The following is a 19,780-nucleotide window of genomic DNA, read 5'->3' as shown; positions in this document are numbered from 1 at the left end:
TTTTTCAGCAATATTTATGTGTTAAGCCAACGATTGCATCTCAACCAGCTTTTTATAAGTGCCGTTTAATTCTAAAAGTTCAGCATGTGTACCTTGCTCAACTATTTCACCTTTTTGCAGTACCACAATCGTATCAGCATTCTGAATGGTTGATAACCTATGTGCAATGACGATAGAAGTTCTGTTCTTCATCATTTTTTCAAGCGCATCTTGCACCAAACGTTCACTTTCAGTATCTAGGGCAGAGGTGGCTTCATCCAATATCATAATTGGAGGATTCTTTAGAACCGCTCTAGAAATGGATAATCGTTGTTTCTGACCACCACTTAATTTATTGCCGCTGTCCCCAATGTTAGTGTCGTAACCTTTTGGGAGATCAATTATAAAATCATGTGCATTGGCAATTTTTGCGGCAGCTATAATTTCTTCGTCAGTGGCATTTTCCTTACCTAGACCAATATTGTTCTTAACCGTATCATTAAATAGGATAGAGTCTTGTGTCACCAGACCCAATAGACCTCGGAGCGATTTTTTACTTAGATTTTTTATGTTGTTTCCGTCAATGCTGATTTCACCTTCATTGACATCGTAAAATCTAGTCACAAGGTTTGCAATAGTACTTTTTCCACTACCGGATTGCCCCACAAGAGCTACTGTTTTTCCTTTTTCAACGGTTAAGTTGAAGTTTTTTAGCACATATTCATCTTCATATTTAAAGGAAATATTATCAATCTTCACAGCCTTGGTGAAAGTGTCCTGTTGAATAGGGTTGTCTATTTCGGAAATAGGATTTTCCGTTTCTAAGACTTCTAGAACACGTTCTGCAGCAGCATTTCCTTTTTTAACTCCGTAAGATGCTTTACTTATTGCTTTCGCTGGCGTTAAAATTTGGTAAGACAAAGCCATGTAGGTTATAAAAAGTTCAGCTTCAAGTGTTTTTTCAACAAGAACCATTTGTCCACCGTACCATAGAATTACACCAATGGCTGCAATTCCGAAAAATTCACTTGTTGGGGAAGCCAAGTTTTGTCTGTTTAGCAAACTGTTCGAAAAATTAAAAAATCTTTTCGTAGAAGATTGAAATTTTCTGGCGAATACAGATTCTGCATTAAACGCCTTTATAACTCTAAGTCCCCCCAAAGTTTCCTCTAAAATGGATAAGAAGTAACCTTGCTCTTGTTGAACTTTGTCCGATTTACGTTTTAACGATTTACCGATCAAAGAAATTAAGAATCCTGAAAGTGGAAGAAACAGAAAAACGAACAACGTCAGTTTCGGACTAATGGTGAGCATTGCTATAATCGTAAAAATTATAGTTAAGGGCTCTCTAACGATTAGCTCCAAAATAGATAGAAACGAATGTTGAATTTCTAGTACATCTGAAGTTATACGAGCAATAGTATCACCTTTTCGTTTTTCAGAATAATACGAAATAGGTAATTCTACAGTTTTATCATATAGTTCATTACGTAAATCTTTAAGGACACCGTTACGTAGAAACGTAATAAAATACATTGCTAAATAATTGAAAAGATTTTTTAATAGAAACATGGTAATAATCAGCCCAACCATGTACATTAGAACTTCGCCTGAATCTGTTTGCTGGCTTTGTTTTGTTATGTAAAAGTTTAGAGAATCTGTTACGTAATCTTTTAGATCGGTTATACCGCTCCATTTTGGTTTAGTATATATTTTTTCCGTTTGGTTAAAAAGCACGTTCAACATTGGAAATAATGATATCATTGCCAATGTTGAAAACAGTGCGTAAAAGATGTTAGATATAATGTTTAAAATTGCATATATCTTGTAAGGCTTCGCAAAGCGAAGAATCTTTTTGAAATAGTTCATTAAGCTAAATTAAGCTCAGCAAGAATGCTTTTGACTTTATTGTCAAGTTCTGCCGCCACTTTTTTATAATCTTCGGTTTTTTCCAATTTTGTATTGGTACTAATGTAGAATTTCACTTTTGGCTCGGTTCCACTTGGTCTAGCGGCAATTCTAGTGCCATCTTCGGTTTCGTAGATTAAAACGTTGGATTTCGGAATATCAATAGTTTTTTCCTCACCTGTCAGTACATTTTTGGCAGTAGAAGTATTGTAATCTTCAATCCACTTTACTTTAGATCCAGCAACTGATTCTACTGGGTTCTCTTTAAAATCTTTAAGCATTTGCTTAATTTCTTCTGCACCACTAATACCTTTTTTGGTAATAGAAACTAAGTGCTCCTTATAGAAACCATAATCAACATAACATTGAATTAGGTCTTTATAGAAAGAACTGCCATTAGCTTTTGCTTGACTGGCAATTTCGCAAGCCAATAGGGTAGAGGTAACCGCATCTTTATCGCGAACAAAATCACCTACCATGTAACCAAAGCTTTCTTCGCCACCACCAATAAAGTCAGATTCAGGGAAGTCCTTGATCATTTTACCGATCCATTTAAATCCGGTCAAAGAAGTTTTGAATTCTACACCGTACGCTTTTGCCATGGCTTCCATCATTGGTGTAGAAACTATAGTTGTGGCAATAAATTCATTGCCTTTGAATCCTTTTTCCTTTCTCTTCTCCAAAAGAAATTTTGTCATAAGTACCATTGCCTGGTTACCGTTGACAATTTCCATTTCTCCATCAAGATTGCGCACGGCAATACCTAAGCGATCACTATCTGGATCTGTACCTACAACCATATCTGCACCAATGTCCTCGGCTTTCTTAACAGCCATTGAAAGCGCTTCTGACTCTTCTGGATTAGGAGATTTAACGGTTGGGAAATTTCCGTCTGGTTTCGCTTGTTCCTCTATAATGGTTACATTTTCATACCCACCTCTTTTCAGAACTTCTGGTATGGCAGTAATTGATGTACCGTGTAACGACGTGAATACAATTTTAAAATTTTCTTTCCCTGCAGCGTTAAAATTACCTGCAGCAACAGATTGAGAAATAAAAGCCTCATCAACTTCCTTATCAATTACCTCAATAAGGCTGTCATTAGGTGTGAATTTAATATCCTCAAAACCAAGCGAGTTTATTTCAGAAATAATTTCCCCATCTTGTGGTGGAACAATTTGTCCGCCATCGGTCCAATACACTTTATATCCGTTATATTCTGGTGGATTGTGAGATGCGGTCAATACAATACCTGCATGACAATTTAGATGCCTAACGGCAAATGAAAGTTCTGGTGTGGTACGTAATTCTGAGAAAAGAAAAACTTTTATACCATTTGCAGAAAATATTTCGGCAACCGTTCTTGCAAGCGTATCGCTATTATTACGGCAATCAAAAGCAATGACTACTTTGATTTCTTCACCTTTGTACACTTTGTTTAAATAGTTGCTAAGACCTTGCGTGCTCTTGCCTAGAGTGTATTTGTTGATTCTGTTGGTACCAACACCCATAACGCCTCTCATTCCACCGGTTCCAAATTCCATATTTTTATAGAAACGGTCGTTCAATTCTTCCTTGTCGTTGGCAATTAGGTGCTCAATTTCTTTTTTTACGGCTGGATCAAAAAAGTCGGTAAGCCAGGTCTTTGCGGTATCTAGGATGTTATCCATAGGTTTATAGTTTTATGTGCATTTAAGTTAATGAGAATTTTATTATTCTAAAAGAGTCGTATTCAATTCTTTGGAAATAATATATCTCTTTTCTTCTTTTTTAGAACGTATTAATATTTCTCCAATAAAACCGGCCAGGAACAATTGGGTTCCAATCACCATGGCTATAAGGGAAATATAGAATTGTGGTCGGTCTGTAATTAACCTGCCGAATTTATTTATAAATAGCTTGTCAATACCTAAATATATAGCAAATCCAAACCCAATTAAAAACATTAAAACGCCCAATGCTCCAAAAAGGTGCATGGGTCTTTTGCCAAATCTAGAAACGAACCAAATGGTCAATAAATCTAGAAAACCATTGATGAAACGTTCCATTCCAAATTTTGTTTTACCGTATTTACGTGCTTGGTGTTTTACAACCTTTTCTCCAATTTTGGAAAAACCCGCATTTTTTGCCAATACCGGTATGTACCTATGCATTTCGCCAGATACTTCAATGTTCTTTACCACATCTTTAGCATAGGCTTTAAGTCCGCAATTAAAATCATGTAGGCGCACTCCAGAAGTGCGTCTTGCGGCCCAATTAAATAGTTTTGAAGGAGTGTTTTTAAAAATGATTGAATCGTAACGTTTCTTTTTCCAGCCAGATACCAATTCGTAACCTTCATGGGTTATCATGTTGTATAACTCGGGAATTTCTTCAGGATTATCTTGTAAATCGGCATCCATGGTAATGGTGACATCGCCACTTACGGCTTTAAAACCGGCATGTAATGCTTGGGATTTTCCAAAATTGCGTAAAAAGTGAATTCCTTTTACAGAAGGGTTTTGCTGTGATAATTCTGTAATGATTTTCCAAGAATTGTCCGTACTACCATCATCTACAAAAAGTATTTCGTATGAAAAATGATTGGATTGCATTACAGATACAATCCAATCATGAAGTTCTTTAAGTGATTCTTCTTCGTTAAGTAACGGAATTACTATTGATAATTGCATGCGCGACTTCTGGTATTCTCACCAAAAATACTACAATTACTTAGTATTAATAAGCTGCATCTTCTTTTTTCAGAATTAATCCGGTGATTAATCCTACTATAGTAGCGAAAATTGCAGATATAAGCATAAAAACACACATTAATACCCAAAAGAAATCTTGTTGTATTTTCATACCCTGATCAAATTGTTCAGGAGTCATTTTAGGATTTTCGGCTAATGTTTTAGCTTTTGCAATTTCGGCGCTTTTAGCCATGAAGTCTGGTTCTATCACATTTGAGAAGAGAAGAAACCAAATTATACCTATTATAAAGCTTATAACTGCTACTCCAGGAGCGATTTTGACCGCTTCTATAACCTTAAGTAATCCAGAATTAGATTTTTTAAATTGGATTATAGCAAGAACGACAAATGTGGCTAGAATAAGAAATTGTATTACTTGAATTGCAAACCCTTGTTCATATTGCATGTCCATTAAATAAAGTAATACGGAAAAGACTATTCCAGTAATTCCTGAAAGCCCTCCAAAAATAAGTGCAAGTTTTCCTGTTTTGGGTTGATTTTCTTCCATTGTATAAAGAGATTATAGGTTGTTTTATCTATTAGTATAGTGGTCCTCAATTTTGTTACAAATGTGATGAAATATTATTTTTGATTTTTTTACGATTTGTAATTGTTCATTTATAGATTTTCACTATTTTTGCAGCCTTAAAATGAGTGCCCGTCGGAATGGGTGCGTTAAAGTTTTTAAAATGAAAAAAGATATACACCCAGAAAATTATAGAATCGTGGCCTTTAAGGACATGTCTAACGAAGAGGTATTTTTAACAAAATCTACAGCGGATACTAAAGAGACTTTAGAGGTTGATGGTGTTGAGTATCCATTGGTTAAATTGGAAATCTCAAGAACTTCTCACCCTTTTTACACTGGTAAAGCCAAATTATTGGATACAGCTGGTCGTATTGATAAGTTCAAGAACAAGTACAAGAAATTCTCGAAAGAAGAGAAATAATCTTTTTCTTTCTTTTATAAATATAGCGCCTTCGAATTTTTTTTCGAGGGCGTTTCTTTTTCTTTTAACTTTTAAATAATGGAAGTCATCCATTATTTAAAAATGCTCAAGGGATAATTGTTAATTTTGAAAAAAATCATCCAGCATGAACTTTATTCTTTTTGATGGTCCGCGTAGAGATCATTTATTACCATTTACTTTTACCCGTCCGGTATCGGAAATTCGAGTTGGTATTTTGACTTTACGAGAAAGGTGGGAGGCTTATTTGAAAGTGGCTATTTCTTCCCTTACAGAAGATTATTTAAGTATTAAATATCCCGTTAATATTGAAAGTGAAAATGTATTTATAGATGCATCGGTTTTGCCTACTCCAGATTTGGTAAATGCCTTAAATACATTGGAAGATGGGCAAGTCTTGAAATCCAAAAATTTAATGATTGCTTATTGTAGTAGCCATGTTAAAGGGGCGGAAGAGTTGGCTTCATTTTCTATTGTAGAATTTAATAATGATTTAGTCCAGATTAATAATACTTGGGATATTTTTGATAAGAATGCGGACATTTTGCAATCGGACTTTGATTTTATTACAAAAGGAAGAAAGAGTCAACCTATTTCGGAAACCAATCAATTAATACATCCTGAGCGTATATTTCTTGAAGAAGGGGCAAAAGTTGAATTCAGTATCCTAAATGCAACGGACGGACCTATTTACTTAGGTAAGAATGCTGAAATTTGGGAAGGAAGCCTTGTACGAGGTGCTCTTGCACTTTGTAACAATGCAATAATAAAAATGGGGGGTAAGCTTTACGGGGCAACAACTATTGGTCCGTATAGTAAAGTCTGTGGTGAAGTTAGTAATTCTGTTATTTTTGGCTATTCCAGTAAGGGTCATGAAGGCTATTTGGGTAATGCGGTATTGGGAGAGTGGTGTAATATTGGTGCGGATTCCAATAACTCTAACCTTAAGAATAACTACGCAAAAGTGCGCTTGTGGGACTACGCTACAGAGCGTTTTGAGCAAACAGGTCTCCAATTTTGTGGTTTAATGATGGGTGATCATAGTAAAACGGCCATTAATACTATGTTCAACACGGGAACTGTAATTGGGGTAAATTCCAATATTTATGTGCCAGGGTTTCCTAGAAATTTTGTTCCTAGTTTTAGTTGGGGCGGAGCTTCTGGTTTTACAGCTTATCAGCCCGCAAAAGCATTTGATGCTGCTAAGGTAATGATGGCTAGAAGAGGGGTGGAGTTCAATGAAATTGAAGCCGATATTCTTACCCATGTATTCGAGATAACTAAAAAATGGAGAAAGTATTAAGTCTTTAAATCTGAATATCAATTACTTGTATTTTTTTTAAACTAGTTGAAGTTTAAGTATTTTTACATTCTCAAAAGAGAAGATTAGATGAAGAAAAAAGTGGCATTTTACACTTTAGGATGTAAGTTGAATTTTTCGGAAACCTCTACAATTGCCCGTAGTTTTGCAGATGAAGGATTTGAAAGGGTTGATTTTTCTGAAAAAGCAGATATGTATGTAATAAATACATGTTCTGTAACAGATAATGCAGATAAGAAATTTAAGACCATTGTTAAAAAAGCTCAGAAAATAAATGCAGATGCCTTTGTAGCTGCTGTTGGCTGTTATGCACAATTAAAACCTGAAGAGCTGGCAGATGTTGATGGTGTTGATCTTGTGTTGGGTGCTACCGAAAAATTTAAGATTACCGACTATATAAATGATTTAACTAAAAATGACCATGGTCAAGTGCATTCTTGTGAAATTGCTGACGCAGACTTTTATGTAGGTAGCTATGCAATTGGTGACAGAACCAGAGCTTTTTTAAAGGTTCAAGATGGTTGTGATTATAAATGTACCTATTGTACAATTCCGCTTGCTCGAGGAATTTCTAGAAGTGATACCTTGGAAAATGTGCTGAAAAATGCTGCGGATATATCTGAACAAGGTATTAAGGAAATTGTATTGACAGGAGTAAATATTGGCGATTACGGTAAAGGTGAATTCGGTAATAAAAAGCACGAACACACTTTTTTAGATTTGGTAAAGGCGTTAGATGATGTAGATGGTATTCATAGGCTACGAATCTCTTCAATTGAGCCCAATCTTTTGAAAAACGAAACCATTGAGTTTGTTGCTCAAAGTAAAACTTTTGTACCTCATTTTCATATACCATTACAAAGCGGTAGTGATGATCTTTTGAAATTGATGAAGCGTAGGTATATGACTAATCTTTATAAGGAGCGCGTTGCAAAAATTAGGGAGGTAATTCCAAATTGCTGTATTGGTGTTGATGTTATTGTAGGTTTTCCGGGAGAGACCGAAGAACATTTTTTAGAGACCTATCATTTCTTAAATGATTTGGATATTTCATATTTACATGTTTTTACCTATTCGGAAAGAGATAATACGCCAGCTGCCACAATGAATGGGGTAGTGCCTAATAAAGTGCGTAACAAGCGAAGCAAAATGTTAAGAGGTTTGTCTGTAAAGAAAAGAAGGACTTTTTATGAAAGTCAATTAGGCAATGATCTTACTGTTTTGTTTGAAGGTGAGAATAAAGAAGGTTATATTCATGGATTCACGGAGAATTATGTTAAGGTGAAATCACCCTGGAATCCGGCGTTGGTTAATACCTTGCATAAAGTGAAGCTAACAGAAATAGACAATGATGGTTTGGTTAGGTTCAATTTTGTAAAAGAAGAAGTTGAAGCGTAAAAAAAAAGCCTTTCCGAAGAAAGGCTTTTAAATTTTGTTAGATGCGTATACCTATAGGTAGCATCTCTTTGTATTGTCTTCTATTTTTACGTAGAAATCCTGCAATATGAGGACTTGTTGGAACAACTCTAAGATTTCTTTCTTGAATAATACTTAGAACGGCTTTGATGAAGTTTTCCCTAAAACTTTCGTCTGTAATTTCTTCTGGAACTACCAATTTGGTAAGAAAGACTTTTCGTTCTTGAGAAGAATATTCTATTCTAGCAAGATGACCGTTTACCGTAGTTTCAAACTGGCGCAGAAAAGAATTGTCATTAATGATAACATCGTTCATATAGGTAATTTTAGTGTTGTTGTTAGACAAAAAAATTACGATGTTCTCAAATCGTAATTTTGTCGTTTAGAAATGCTATAAGATTAAAACACAATGAAAAGAAAGTGTTTTTCACATTCTCTTACAAAACTAGTTAAAAAATACTTAATTTCCTAGTTTTTACTACGTTTCATGGCTATGGAAGATAATAAAATTCATTTGTATTGTATGCCGGGTATGGCTGCGAGTTCTTCAATTTTTGAATATTTAAATTTACCCAAAGAGACATTTGTGGTGCATTTGCTGGAGTGGGATATTCCTACAAAGGGTATATCCTTTACTGATTATGCAAAGAAAATGAGCGAAAAGGTAAAAGAGGATAATGTGGTTTTACTGGGTGTTTCCTTGGGTGGTCTTTTGGTGCAAGAAATGGTCAAATATATCCAAGTAAATAAGGTTATTATTGTTTCAAGTGTAAAATCGAGATTTGAATTACCTAAAAGGATGTTATTTGCAAGATATACCAGTATTCATAAATTGCTTCCTACCGGGCTCGTCAACAATGTGGAGTTAGTTGCCAAATATGCATTTGGTGAAAGTGTGACAAAAAGGTTGTCTTTATACGAACGATATTTATCCGTAAGGGATAAAGGTTATATAGATTGGTGCATACATGAATTGGTGAATTGGACACAAGAAGTACCGTGTGATAATTTGGTTCATATTCATGGAGAGAAAGACACAGTGTTTCCTATGAGCAATATTGCTCATTGTATACCTGTTAAGAATGGTACACATACCATGATCATACATAGGGCAAAATGGTTTAACGAGAACTTGCCAACAATTATTTTGGAATAAGATAGTTCTATATATACCTTTGGTAGACTTATAATTGGAAGAAATAATTTAAAATATAAAATTCATGAAAACTATTAAGAATATATTGATGTTGTTAGGGGTTGTTTTTGTTGCGGGTACATTGATATTTGCGGTGGGTAATACCAACAGTACGGCTGTAGAAGATAATGTTGTGGTCAATGATAGTGTTCAAAAAAATGTAGCTAAATCATATAAAATATCATCCATAGAAATTCCTGAAAACTTAAATTTTGCAGGAGAGGTGGTTCCACAAGAAGACCCGGAAATTTTAGAGCGTATTGATAGGGAATTTTTGGTTAATACCTATTGGCAGTCAAATGCAGTATTGCTTATAAAAAGGGCTCATAAATATTTTCCGGTAATAGAACCTATTTTGGCAAAAAATGGTATTCCAGATGATTTCAAATATTTAGCAGTTGCAGAAAGTGGCTTAACCAATGTGGTGTCTCCTGCAGGTGCTACCGGTTTCTGGCAGATAATGAGAGATACGGGCAGGGAGTATGGTCTAGAAGTTAATTCAAATGTAGATGAGCGCTACCATTTAGAGAAGTCAACAGAAGTTGCGTGTAAGTATTTAAATAGATGGAAAAATAAATATGGAAGTTGGGCTTTGACCGCTGCGGCATATAATGCCGGTCCAGGAGCAATTAACAAATATATGGGGATACAGCAAGTGGATAATTATTGGGATTTGTTATTGGGTAGTGAAACCGGTAGATATGTATTTAGAATTATGGCAATAAAAGAAATACTGTCTAATCCTGAAAAATATGGTTTTCATATAGAAAAAGAGGATATGTATGAAGCTGTGCCAACGTTCACTGTAGAAATAGATGAGCCTGTAAGTGATTTTGCGGATTTTGCTCAAGAATATGAGATAAACTACAAAATATTAAAGCGCCATAACCCATGGTTGAGAGAGGCGCATTTAAATAATAGTTCTCGTAAGAAGTATGCTATTGAAATACCTAACAAGGGGTATTATCATATAGGTAAATGATAAATTAGATTTTTTTCATCTGTTGCTGCATCATTTTAATTTGATCGGTCAACATGTTGTTTTTGTCTAATTTCTTAGCCTCGTTCAAAAGGGTAGTTGCTTCTCTTTTACGTCGTTTCTGCATAGATATACCAGCTAAGCTTAGTTTTGCCATGGCTACATCGTAATCCATCGTTAGACCAAGCTTTAAGGCTTTCTTAAAGTATTTTTCCGCTTGGGTCAAATTGGTCTGTGAAAAAATGATACCGTGCAGGTAATTGTAATAACCTTGTTGTTTAACGGTTAGTGCAGCCTCGGGATTTTTAATCTTGTCCAACCAGTTTTTAGTACCGGTCAAATCCTGCTTACGCATTCTTAAAAATGCTAAAAGAATAATTTCATTTCTAAAATAAAGAAATATAAAAATTAAGGAAAGTAGGATTAGAAATATACCATTTCCAATATTACCTTCTATAAATTGGTACACGGCATAGGCAATTATAAGTCCTGCAATGATTAATTTTAAATTTTTATTGAACATATTTAATTTATTTTAATCTAATAGATAGTTAAGAAAAGTTTTGGGTTTTTATTGAAACCCTATTAAAATATAGTGATTACGGCGCTAAATTTCAGTTCGGGCAAAATTAATCAAAAGCTTGGTTTTGAGACGTACGGATTTATAAAAATATTTTTTTTCATAACCCTTGCTAAAGCAAAAACTCTTTGTATATTTGCGCCCAGTTTTACCTGTCCCTTGAAAAGGACAAATTTCAAAATTAATACAAAGCATTTAATTATATAGGCGATGAGCAAGAGAACGTTTCAACCATCAAAGAGAAAAAGAAAGAACAAACACGGTTTTCGTGAGCGTATGGCTTCCGTAAATGGAAGAAAAGTTCTTGCAAGAAGAAGAGCAAAAGGAAGAAAGAAATTAACTGTTTCCTCTGAACCAAGCCACAAAAAATAATGATTTCATTGTTTTAAAAATATTTAGGTGTTACTTTTCTGAAAGTAACACCTTTTTTTTGTCCAATTCCCATATTAAATTGTTATAAAATGCCAAAAAGAAAAGATTTAAACTCTATTTTATTAATAGGATCAGGTCCTATTGTTATCGGTCAAGCATGTGAATTTGATTATGCAGGTAGTCAATCATTACGTTCATTACGCGAAGATGGTATTGAAACTATTTTGATAAATAGTAACCCGGCAACTATTATGACAGATCCGTCAATGGCGGATCATGTATATCTAAAGCCACTTACCACAAAATCTATTGTAGAAATATTAAAAGCGCATCCGCAAATAGACGCCGTTTTACCAACAATGGGAGGTCAAACTGCATTGAATTTGTGTATAGAGGCGGATAAAAAAGGAATTTGGGAAGATTTTGGAGTAGAATTGATCGGAGTTGATATTGATGCAATTAATATTACTGAAGATAGGGAGCAGTTTAGGGAGTTGATGTTGAAAATAGGAGTGGGCATGGCACCACAAGCCACTGCGACCTCTTTCTTGAAAGGAAAAGAAATTGCTCAAGAGTTTGGTTTTCCTTTAGTAATTAGAGCTTCATATACTCTTGGTGGTGCAGGTGCATCTATAGTATATAAACCGGAGGATTTTGACGAACAGTTAAGTTACGGTCTGGAAATTTCACCCATACACGAGGTAATGATAGATAAAGCCCTTATGGGGTGGAAAGAGTATGAGTTAGAGCTTTTACGTGATAAAAATGATAACGTAGTTATTATATGTACTATTGAAAATATGGATCCAATGGGTATACATACCGGAGATTCCATTACAGTAGCTCCAGCCATGACATTATCCGATAGGACTTTTCAGAAAATGCGTGATATGGCCATCAAAATGATGCGTAGTATTGGAGACTTTGAAGGAGGGTGTAACGTTCAGTTCGCTGTGAGTCCAGATGAGGAGGAGGATATTATTGCTATTGAAATTAACCCACGTGTATCTAGATCTTCAGCTTTGGCTTCAAAAGCTACCGGTTACCCTATTGCAAAAGTTGCTACAAAATTAGCTATAGGTTATTCTTTAGATGAATTGGATAATCAAATTACAAAGTCTACATCGGCGTTATTTGAGCCAACATTGGATTATGTAATCGTAAAAATTCCACGATGGAACTTTGATAAGTTCGAGGGTTCTGACCGTACCTTAGGTCTTCAGATGAAATCTGTTGGAGAGGTAATGGGAATAGGTCGTTCTTTTCAAGAAGCCTTGCACAAAGCAACCCAATCCTTAGAAATTAAGAGAAACGGTTTAGGTGCAGATGGTAAGGGCTATAAGAATTATGAGCAGATCATTAGTAAACTAACTATACCAAGTTGGGATCGCGTCTTTGTAATTTATGATGCTATCCAAATGGGGATTCCATTAAGTCGCATACATGAAATCACTAAGATTGACATGTGGTTCTTAAAGCAGTATGAGGAACTGCACTTTTTGGAAAAAGAAATTTCAAAATATACCATTGCTACGCTTTCAAAAGATTTGTTGTTAGAAGCAAAGCAAAAAGGATTTGCCGATAGACAAATTGCGCATATGGTAGATTGTTATGAGAGTGAAGTATACAATAAGCGAACAGAACTCAATATTAATAGGGTATATAAGTTGGTTGATACTTGTGCAGCTGAGTTTAAAGCTATGACACCATACTATTATTCTACCTTTGAAGCTGAAATTGAAAAGCCAGATGGTACGCGTTATGTGGAAAATGACAGCATAGTTACAGATAAAAAGAAAATAGTAGTACTTGGTTCCGGTCCAAACAGAATCGGTCAAGGTATAGAGTTCGATTATTGTTGTGTACACGGAGTATTGGCAGCAGCTGAATGTGGTTATGAAACCATAATGATCAACTGTAACCCAGAGACTGTATCTACTGATTTTGATACTGCCGACAAATTGTATTTTGAGCCGGTATTCTGGGAGCATATTTACGATATTATCCGTCATGAGAAGCCAGAAGGAGTAATTGTTCAACTAGGAGGGCAAACGGCACTTAAGCTTGCTGAAAAATTGTCTAAATATGGGATTAAGATTATCGGGACTAGTTTTGAGGCTCTAGATTTAGCAGAGGATAGAGGAAACTTCTCCGATCTTTTAAAAGCAAATGATATTCCATTCCCAAAATTTGGTGTTGCAGAAACAGCCGATGAAGCTTTAGCGCTATCGGATGAATTAGACTTTCCCTTATTGGTAAGACCGTCTTATGTTTTAGGAGGTCAGGGAATGAAGATTGTTATTAATAGAGAAGAGTTGGAAGAACATGTAGTGGATCTTCTTAGAAAAATACCAAACAATAAACTGTTGTTAGACCATTACCTAGATGGCGCTATTGAAGCGGAAGCGGATGCTATTTGTGACGGCGAAGACGTTTATATCATTGGTATCATGGAGCATATTGAACCATGTGGAATTCACTCGGGTGATTCTAATGCAACATTACCGCCATTTAACCTTGGTGAATTGGTAATGCAACAAATAAAAGATCATACTAAGAAAATCGCTTTGGCATTGAATACAGTTGGTTTAATCAATATACAATTTGCTATAAAAGATGAGGTAGTGTATATCATTGAAGCAAACCCAAGAGCATCTCGTACGGTACCGTTTATTGCAAAGGCTTATAAAGAACCTTATGTGAATTATGCGACCAAGGTAATGCTAGGGGAGAAGAAGGTGAAAGACTTCAACTTTAATCCTCAATTAGAAGGATTTGCAATTAAGCAACCAGTATTCTCTTTCAATAAATTCCCAAATGTGAACAAGAATTTAGGGCCTGAAATGAAGAGTACGGGAGAAAGTATTTTATTTATTGACAGCTTAAAGGATGATGAATTTTACAATCTTTACGCTAGACGTAAAATGTATTTAAGTAAATAGTCTTGTAATTAGACTAATATTGTAAAGCAAAGGAAAACTCTAAAATTTAGAGTTTTCCTTCTGCATACAACCTTCTTATTTCTTTCTTGTCAAATTTCCCTACACTTGTTTTTGGTATCTGTTTTATGGTAATGTATTGATCTGGTATTTGATACTTTGCAAAGTCTTTAGATAAATATTCTTTCAATTCTTCGCTAGAAACAGTACTACTTTCATTGGTTAAAACTAAAGTTGCCAAGGGTCTTTCAGACCATTTTTCGTCGGGAATGGCAATTACGGCGGCTTCACTGATTTTGGAATGAGACATTAGGGCAGATTCTAGAGCTACACTTGAAATCCATTCACCTCCACTTTTTATTAAATCTTTGGTGCGATCGGTAATTTGCATATATCCATCAGCATCAATGGTGCTCACATCTCCAGTTTTGAACCATCCATCGTCAGTAAAGTTATCTCGGCTATTAGTCTTAAAATAAGACTTAATGACCCAGGCTCCCTTAACTTGTAATTCGCCCATGGTTTCACCATCTCTAGGTGCTATATTTCCATTTTCATCTATAATTCTCATTTCTATTCCAGGAAATTCAAATCCTTGTTTTGCACGAATTTTCAATTGTTCTTTTCTGTTCAATTTTTCATGCTTTTTCTGTAGTCTACTAGCGGTACCTAAAGGAGATGTCTCCGTCATTCCCCATGCTTGAACACCTTTTATCCCAAAATCTTTTTCAAAATTCTCTATTAGACTTGCAGAGAGGGCAGAGCCACCTACCAAATATTCTTCTAAGGCTAATTTTGTTTTGGGCGGATTTTTTTTCATTTCTTCGTACACCCCTCTCCAAATAGACGGTACGCCATTTGCTTTGTTAATCTGTTCACTTTCAAGAATATTAATGATTGCTTTAGGTTGTAAATGAAGAGATGGCATCACCATATCAGAACCGGTCAGTAGGCACATGTATGGAAATCCCCAAGCCATGACATGAAATTGTGGTACAATTAATAAAATTTTATCACTAAAATTATAATTGCCGGCATTGGGTGAAAGAATTGTCATAGCATGCAAATATGTAGACCTGTGGGAGTATAGTACACCTTTAGGCATGCCTGTGGTTCCACTTGTGTAACACATGCCACTTGCATCGTTTTCATTTATTTCGGGCCAATCTATGGTGTCTAACTGTTCGCCAATTAAATCTTCATAATGTACAATGTTGCCAAGGCTGGTGCTAAAGTTTTTTGTGGCGTTTATTATTACATATTTTTCAACGGTTTCTAGTTTAGGTGCAATTTTTTCTAAAAGAGGAACTAAAGTAGCGTCCACAAAAATGACTTTATCTTCAGAATGGTTGATAATAAATTCTATTTGCTGAGCTGATAGTCTAATATTTATAGTGTGACAAACAGCGCCAATACCTGGAATTCCATAATATAGTTCAACATGCTGATAATGGTTCCAAGCGAAAGTACCGACCATGTCACCTTTCTCAATTCCTAATTTATTTCTTAGCCCATTGGCTAATTGACAACAGCGTTTGTAAAGCTGTGCGTAAGAATACTCATGTCTAGAACCATCGGGTAAGTATGATATTAATTTTTTATCAGGAAAAGCACTATTTGCATAATTTAATATGGTGGTTGTAGTTAGGGGATAATCCATTATTAGTCCATTCATGATAATTCGGTGTATTTTTTTGTTGATTATTAAAGTAAAATAAAATGAGTATTTAAGCTGTGATATAATCAATAATTTAACAATAAATATTCAATAAACATATTGTTTGGGAGGGAATTGTGATAAGGCTGTTTTTACGGTTAAAAATTAATTTTATCAGGTAATCTAGTTTTTGATTTTATAGGTAAACTTGAAGGAATTAAAAGAGTATGCGTTGAAAAAATTACTATTAGGTCTTGGTGTGTTGGTGTTGGTCTTTTGGGTGATGACTTATTTTTCGCTATCAAGTACTTCAAAATCATTTAAGACTTGTGAGATTTTAGAATTGCCCGATGTTGATCAAATTAATTTTCGGGATTATGATTCAGTATTGGTTGCAGCAAGCACTTTATACGAAGGCAATGGGGTCAAAACCATAATGCAAGGCGAGCAATATAGAAAAGCTTGGTCTACTCCGATAAAGGTTCCAATTTTGTTTCTAAATGAAATGGAAGGTAAGGTAACAATCATTGAAGAAGGAGGAGGCAAGCAGACACATTCTTTAAAATTACAACTAGAAAATGGTGTGTTAATGACATTAAGAAGTGTGACTAAAGACCCATCTCCTTTAGTGCCTAAAGTAGCGGAGACTTTGGGAATAGAAAACATAATTGTTGACGGTATATCGGCTCAGCACCCATATGCGGCATTAGTTGTTGCTAAACTTTCAGATACCGCGGGAATATTGAATACTAGACCAAAATTAGTGTTCGTGCCAAAGCAAGAGCAGCTTGCAGAGTATAATGATAAATTTGGTAATAGGTTGTTTCTCTTAGAGTATGAAACCGAAGGAAATGCTCAGTGGTTAAAATTAAAGAATGTTGATTCTCTTATAGATACCGATAACCTACAAAAGCTTAAAATTAAGAACTCAAACAAAGTAGTTCTCAATTCCGAAGCACTGGTAAAGGCAAGATTGTTTGATTTGTTGATAGGGGATTGGGATAGGCATGCCAAGCAATGGGGATGGGCACTTGAAAATAATGGCGATTCTTTTCTGGCAACACCGCTACCATGTGATCGAGATAATGCCTTCTTTAATTTAGAAGGAATACTGCCGACACTTATATCTAATAATGTCTTTTTGCCGGAAGTTCAAAGCTTTGAAAATGAAATAGATTTTTTACCGGGATTGATTTCTTCGTTCGATATTTATTTTATGCGAGGCATCCCAAGGACAACATTTAAGAATGAGGCGGAAAAATTACAATTGCTATTGTCAGATGAAGTTATAGAGGAATCTTTTTCAGTATGGCCGGAATCTATTTTTGAATTAGATGGAAAGGAGTTGATATCAAAAATTAAACATAGGCGCAATCAACTTGTGGAATATGCTGGGCAATTTTATGATCAATTGGATAAAAGTGAAAAACTGACTACAGCATTAAAAGGTTCAGAAGATATAGAGATGACCAATGAGGAAATGGAATGCTTTGATTGTGTTGATAATTAAGCTTCAATAAGTAATAATCAACGCAGTGTAATGGTAATTAAAGGCAATTATAAAGGAATATTATGACCAACAATCTAGTAAATACAACTGAAAAATTCGTTAAGAATTTATTGGCGGAACAAATGAACAAGAATTTTCTTTTTCATACCCAGGGTTATGCCATGAAGTCTATAAACAAGGCAAAGAAAATATTGGAAACAACTGATGTTACCAATGTTGAGGTCAATTCTATTTTAATTGCAACATGGTTTATGCATTCTGGTTTTGCGGTGAACTATGAAAATCATTTAAACGAGAGCTTAAACTTAGCCACGGATTTTTTAAAAAATAATGGTATTGATAATGAAAATATCAACAAGGTATTGGAGTTGATTACGAGTGCTTGGAGCAAAGATGAACCTAAAAGCGAATCAGAAAAAATTATGAAGGATGTGCGAACCTGGTTTTATGCATCTAGTGATTTTGAGGAATTGTTACAGCTATTAAGACTTGAGCTTGAGAATTTTGATAAATCCGTTCCTGATATAGATACTTGGCGATTAGATTATGTTGAAGAACTTAGGGTTAGGCATAGGTTTTATTCTGATTATGCCAAGGAAAATTGGCAAGAGCAGAAAGAGGATAATATACTTTCTTTGATCTCAAGATTACAAAAGGCGGAAAAAACAGAAAAGAAAGAAATTTTAAAGGCTAGATTAAAAGATGAGAGCCCGCAGAGGGCTATACAATCATTGTATCGCATAGAACTTAGAAATCATATAAAACTGAGTGATATAGCAGATACTAAAGCCAATATTCTTTTATCGGTAAATGCCATTATAATTTCGCTCTTATTGGCTAACCTTTTACCTAAGTTAGACTCGCCTTCAAATTCATACTTAATTTATCCCACGGTAATATTTGTACTATTTAGTATAGCTTCTATGATAATGTCGGTTTTGGCTACAAGACCAAAAGTGGATAATGCCGAGGTGGTTGAAAATGATATTAATAAAAAGGATACGAATTATCTGTTTTTTGGAAATTTCCACACTATGGAAATTAAGGACTTTAAAGCAAAATTAAGGGATATCATAAAAAGCAAAGAATCTATTTATGATTCATTGAGTATGGATCTGTATTACTTGGGCAAGGTGCTACAAGAAAAATATAGGTTGTTAAGGTGGACCTATACGGTGTTTCTTGTGGGTATAATACTTTCTGTAATTGCCTTTGGTTTCGCATTAAAATATTATGGAATGGAAGACGAACTATTAGATGCCGTAACGCCTTTGCCAAAAGAATAAGCTATGGCTAATTAAACCAAACAGCATACTTCATTCTTCTTAATTCCAGTGCTAGCGCTTTTTCAAGTTTTAAAGCTTCGGCTCTTGTTTGTACAGGGTCAATGTGGTTAAATAAACTACCACGTAAGTAAAGGCCATATTTTTCTACAATTTTTGAAGAAATATTGTGTCCTTTTTTGCTTAAACTACCACTTTTATGCTGTTCAAAACGTTCTTTTGGAGTTTTGCTGGTCATGCCAACGTAAAGGCACTCTAGAACTCCGTTAAATTGTGGATTGGCTTCCCTAAATTTTTTGTTCTCGGAGTATACTTTTTTAGATAATTCTATGACATAAACAGTATACATACAAATAGGTATGAGAAATGGACTTTAATATAAATATTAGGTTTTGTACTATTATTCAAAAATTTCAATACCTTCAGTAGTGAATGAAAATGCCTGTGCACCTAAACCACCCACCATAACAGCTTGAAATAATGGATTTAATTTTCTTTTAGAATACCAATCAATCATAAAATTTGCGCCACTACCACCAGATGTATCTTGTTGCTCAATGACATAATCAATAGATTCCATTGGAGTAAGGTAAATAGGGGAGTCTATATAACTTCTTACTAGATCACCTTCTGTATTGTAATAGTCGATCTTACTTACGAACAAACTATCTTTTAAACTGGTATTTCTAATGCTCAAAGTAGCGGTCAATAAAGTTCTGGTATCTCTTGTTTGATTATAGATATCAGAATAAATAGGTACGTAAACTTGTCTTTTTTGAGAATCGTTTGAGATGGTATTTGCCTTTCTGCTCAGGGTGTGGTTGTCCAAAATTTCAACGGGAACATTTTCCGTAGATTTTTGTTTGCATGACATTACGTTCAAAGCAAAAACCAACGAAAGACAAATACCACCTATAAACTTTATATTTTTCAAATGTTAT

The 19,780-nt window shown here is 34.9% G+C and carries 18 protein-coding genes; 9 read left to right on the top strand and 9 right to left on the bottom strand.

What is annotated here, in order from left to right; translation table 11 throughout:
* Positions 1–21 precede the first annotated feature (21 nt).
* Genes I600_RS03245 through I600_RS03230 form a run of 4 tightly spaced genes read right to left on the bottom strand, consistent with a single transcriptional unit; the run spans position 22 to position 5,127 of the window.
* Positions 22–1,848, bottom strand: coding sequence for an ABC transporter ATP-binding protein (locus tag I600_RS03245; RefSeq protein WP_058103060.1), 1,827 nt, complete (start codon positions 1,846–1,848; stop codon positions 22–24).
* Positions 1,848–3,557, bottom strand: coding sequence for a phospho-sugar mutase (locus I600_RS03240; RefSeq protein WP_058103059.1), 1,710 nt, complete (start codon positions 3,555–3,557; stop codon positions 1,848–1,850). Before I600_RS03240 ends, I600_RS03245 begins: the two co-directional genes overlap by 1 nt.
* A gap of 42 nt (positions 3,558–3,599) precedes the next feature.
* A complete protein-coding gene (locus I600_RS03235; RefSeq protein WP_058103058.1) occupies positions 3,600–4,559 on the bottom strand; it encodes a glycosyltransferase family 2 protein in 960 nt (319 codons plus the stop codon).
* Between the two features lie 46 nt (positions 4,560–4,605).
* Positions 4,606–5,127, bottom strand: a complete 522-nt coding sequence (locus I600_RS03230; protein ID WP_058103057.1) for a DUF4199 domain-containing protein — start codon at positions 5,125–5,127, stop codon at positions 4,606–4,608.
* A 181-nt stretch (positions 5,128–5,308) separates the two neighbouring features.
* Between I600_RS03230 and I600_RS03225 the strand changes: the two genes are divergently transcribed.
* The 3 genes from I600_RS03225 to mtaB all read left to right on the top strand — a co-directional run bounded on the left by I600_RS03225 (position 5,309) and on the right by mtaB (position 8,306).
* Positions 5,309–5,569, top strand: coding sequence for a type B 50S ribosomal protein L31 (locus tag I600_RS03225; RefSeq protein ID WP_058103056.1), 261 nt, complete (start codon positions 5,309–5,311; stop codon positions 5,567–5,569).
* Positions 5,570–5,714: 145 nt separating this feature from the next.
* On the top strand, positions 5,715–6,890 hold the full coding sequence (locus tag I600_RS03220; RefSeq protein WP_058103055.1) for a GlmU family protein: 1,176 nt from the start codon (positions 5,715–5,717) through the stop codon (positions 6,888–6,890).
* An 87-nt stretch (positions 6,891–6,977) separates the two neighbouring features.
* The gene (gene mtaB / locus I600_RS03215; RefSeq protein ID WP_058103054.1) at positions 6,978–8,306 is read left to right on the top strand and encodes a tRNA (N(6)-L-threonylcarbamoyladenosine(37)-C(2))-methylthiotransferase MtaB; all 1,329 of its coding nucleotides are present in this window, start codon (positions 6,978–6,980) and stop codon (positions 8,304–8,306) included.
* Positions 8,307–8,343: 37 nt separating this feature from the next.
* Here the strand turns inward: mtaB and I600_RS03210 are convergent, their stop codons facing one another.
* Complete coding sequence (locus I600_RS03210) at positions 8,344–8,640, bottom strand: GNAT family N-acetyltransferase (protein ID WP_058103053.1); 297 nt, start codon at positions 8,638–8,640, stop codon at positions 8,344–8,346.
* A 177-nt stretch (positions 8,641–8,817) separates the two neighbouring features.
* On the opposite strand from I600_RS03210, the gene I600_RS03205 reads away from it, so the two are divergent.
* Both I600_RS03205 and I600_RS03200 read left to right on the top strand, forming a co-directional pair.
* Positions 8,818–9,480 carry a hypothetical protein gene (locus tag I600_RS03205; RefSeq protein WP_058104262.1) on the top strand — a complete coding sequence of 221 codons (663 nt, stop codon included), beginning with the start codon at positions 8,818–8,820 and terminating at the stop codon, positions 9,478–9,480.
* A 64-nt stretch (positions 9,481–9,544) separates the two neighbouring features.
* Positions 9,545–10,501 carry a lytic transglycosylase domain-containing protein gene (locus tag I600_RS03200; protein WP_058103052.1) on the top strand — a complete coding sequence of 319 codons (957 nt, stop codon included), beginning with the start codon at positions 9,545–9,547 and terminating at the stop codon, positions 10,499–10,501.
* Between the two features lie 4 nt (positions 10,502–10,505).
* Here I600_RS03200 and I600_RS03195 read toward each other — a convergent pair whose 3' ends face one another.
* Positions 10,506–11,021, bottom strand: coding sequence for a hypothetical protein (locus I600_RS03195; RefSeq protein WP_058103051.1), 516 nt, complete (start codon positions 11,019–11,021; stop codon positions 10,506–10,508).
* A gap of 267 nt (positions 11,022–11,288) precedes the next feature.
* Between I600_RS03195 and rpmH the strand changes: the two genes are divergently transcribed.
* The gene (gene rpmH / locus I600_RS03190; RefSeq protein WP_036155072.1) at positions 11,289–11,450 is read left to right on the top strand and encodes a 50S ribosomal protein L34; all 162 of its coding nucleotides are present in this window, start codon (positions 11,289–11,291) and stop codon (positions 11,448–11,450) included.
* Positions 11,451–11,539: 89 nt separating this feature from the next.
* Positions 11,540–14,392, top strand: coding sequence for a carbamoyl-phosphate synthase large subunit (carB, locus tag I600_RS03185; protein WP_058103050.1), 2,853 nt, complete (start codon positions 11,540–11,542; stop codon positions 14,390–14,392).
* A 46-nt stretch (positions 14,393–14,438) separates the two neighbouring features.
* Here the strand turns inward: carB and I600_RS03180 are convergent, their stop codons facing one another.
* Entirely contained in the window at positions 14,439–16,064 is a 1,626-nt protein-coding gene (locus tag I600_RS03180; RefSeq protein ID WP_082642876.1) for a long-chain fatty acid--CoA ligase, read from the bottom strand.
* A 214-nt stretch (positions 16,065–16,278) separates the two neighbouring features.
* On the opposite strand from I600_RS03180, the gene I600_RS03175 reads away from it, so the two are divergent.
* The gene (locus I600_RS03175; RefSeq protein WP_245188835.1) at positions 16,279–17,556 is read left to right on the top strand and encodes a hypothetical protein; all 1,278 of its coding nucleotides are present in this window, start codon (positions 16,279–16,281) and stop codon (positions 17,554–17,556) included.
* Positions 17,557–17,618: 62 nt separating this feature from the next.
* Complete coding sequence (locus I600_RS03170) at positions 17,619–18,842, top strand: Pycsar system effector family protein (RefSeq protein WP_058103049.1); 1,224 nt, start codon at positions 17,619–17,621, stop codon at positions 18,840–18,842.
* 7 nt (positions 18,843–18,849) lie between these two features.
* On the opposite strand, the gene I600_RS03165 is transcribed toward I600_RS03170, so the two are convergent.
* Positions 18,850–19,188, bottom strand: a complete 339-nt coding sequence (locus I600_RS03165) for a GIY-YIG nuclease family protein (RefSeq protein ID WP_058103048.1) — start codon at positions 19,186–19,188, stop codon at positions 18,850–18,852.
* 51 nt (positions 19,189–19,239) lie between these two features.
* On the bottom strand, positions 19,240–19,773 hold the full coding sequence (locus I600_RS03160; RefSeq protein ID WP_058103047.1) for a DUF3124 domain-containing protein: 534 nt from the start codon (positions 19,771–19,773) through the stop codon (positions 19,240–19,242).
* Between the last annotated feature and the right edge of the window lie 7 nt (positions 19,774–19,780).

Source organism: Maribacter dokdonensis DSW-8 (assembly GCF_001447995.1).
In the GTDB taxonomy this organism is placed as follows: Bacteria; Bacteroidota; Bacteroidia; order Flavobacteriales; family Flavobacteriaceae; genus Maribacter; species Maribacter dokdonensis.
The sequence above is the reverse complement of the archived record's forward strand: the minus strand, read 5'-3'. Positions and strand labels throughout refer to the sequence as shown.